Below are 1,400 nucleotides of genomic sequence, written 5' to 3'. Positions count from 1 at the left end.
GCCGTTACGCTTGCCAATGGCGCAAGCAGACGCACCAGTGCCGTGTACGCTATTATGCAAATGGCGTTGCCACTTATTGGATTTATACTGGCATGGGTTTTACCTAAATATTTTTTCAAAAGTGCACGTGCTTAAAAGTGCACATATTTAAAGCATCCATATTTAACACTATCAGGGTTAAGGTTTTTTAATGCAGTCATCGTTACAGATTAAAAATTGTCAGCTTTATCGCCAAAATGAGCTGCTACTTAGCTTAAACGAGCAAGTTAATGGCGGTGAAATTCTGACTATTATGGGCCCATCTGGCAGTGGTAAATCAAGCTTATTAAATTGGCTTACGGGTACTTTACCAAGTAGCTTTAAGGCCAATGGAGAGGTGTGGCTTAATGGTCAAAATATCGATAATACCCCTCCGCACTTGCGCCATATTGGAGTGCTTTATCAAGACGCTTTATTGTTTTCGCATTTAACTGTTGCTGGTAACATTGCCTTTGCAATGCCAAAAGGTAATAAAAAACAACGCCTTGAAAAAATAGCACACGCACTTGAGCAAGTAGGTCTTAAAGATATGGGCAATCGCCACCCCGATAACCTCTCGGGCGGGCAACAAGCCCGTGTTGCATTATTACGTATGCTGCTGAGCGAACCTAAAGCCATTTTACTCGACGAACCCTTTAGCAAACTCGACACCCAACTGCGTGTTGATACACGCGAACTCGTGTTTAGCCAAATACGCGATCATAAGCTACCTGCAATTATGGTAACTCATGACCATAGCGACGCCGACGCTGCAAATGGCAAACTCATTACTTTAAGTAGCGCACTTTAAATACATAGCTTTAAACGCATAAGGCAATAAACATGCTAGACAAATTTATCACCCCTGTCATTAAGCCTCTTTTAACACCTGTGGTTATGCTTATGCATAAACGCGGCATAACCGCCGATCAGCTAACCGTGGTAGGCTTTTTAGTTGGCTTATTAGCCGTGCCATTACTGGCGTTTGAAATGTGGTACGGCGCATTAGTGGCCATTGCTTTAAATCGAATTTTAGATGGACTTGATGGCGCATTAGCACGCTATGCAAACCAAAGTTCAAGCGCAGGTGGCTTTTTAGATATCACACTCGACTTTTTATTTTACGCGGCTATTCCGCTTGGCTTTATTTTGGCAAACCCTGAGCAAAACGCGATAGCGGGATCGTTATTACTTGCTACTTTTATTGGTACGGGCTCAAGCTTTTTAGCTTTTGCGATTGCCGCCGAAAAATTTAAACTCGAAAAACCGCAATTTAAATACAAAAGCTTTTACTACTTAAACGGCTTAACCGAAGGCACTGAAACAATAGCGCTATTTATTGCATTTTGTATTTGGCCGCAGCACTTTGCGGTTATGGCGAG

Annotated in this window: 2 protein-coding genes; both read left to right on the top strand. The window is 42.4% G+C overall.

Annotated elements, in window-relative coordinates; all coding sequences use genetic code 11:
* Window positions 1–190: 190 nt before the first annotated feature.
* The gene (locus tag L652_RS0102655) at window positions 191–829 is read left to right on the top strand and encodes an ATP-binding cassette domain-containing protein (RefSeq protein WP_024595098.1); all 639 of its coding nucleotides are present in this window, start codon (window positions 191–193) and stop codon (window positions 827–829) included.
* 32 nt (window positions 830–861) lie between these two features.
* A partial coding sequence (locus tag L652_RS0102650) for a CDP-alcohol phosphatidyltransferase family protein (protein ID WP_024595097.1) occupies window positions 862–1,400 on the top strand: 539 nt, incomplete at its 3' end.

It is taken from the genome of Pseudoalteromonas sp. TB25 (genome assembly GCF_000497995.1).
GTDB classification, from domain to species: Bacteria; Pseudomonadota; Gammaproteobacteria; order Enterobacterales; family Alteromonadaceae; genus Pseudoalteromonas; species Pseudoalteromonas distincta.
This window is presented reverse-complemented; position numbering and strand designations above follow the sequence as displayed.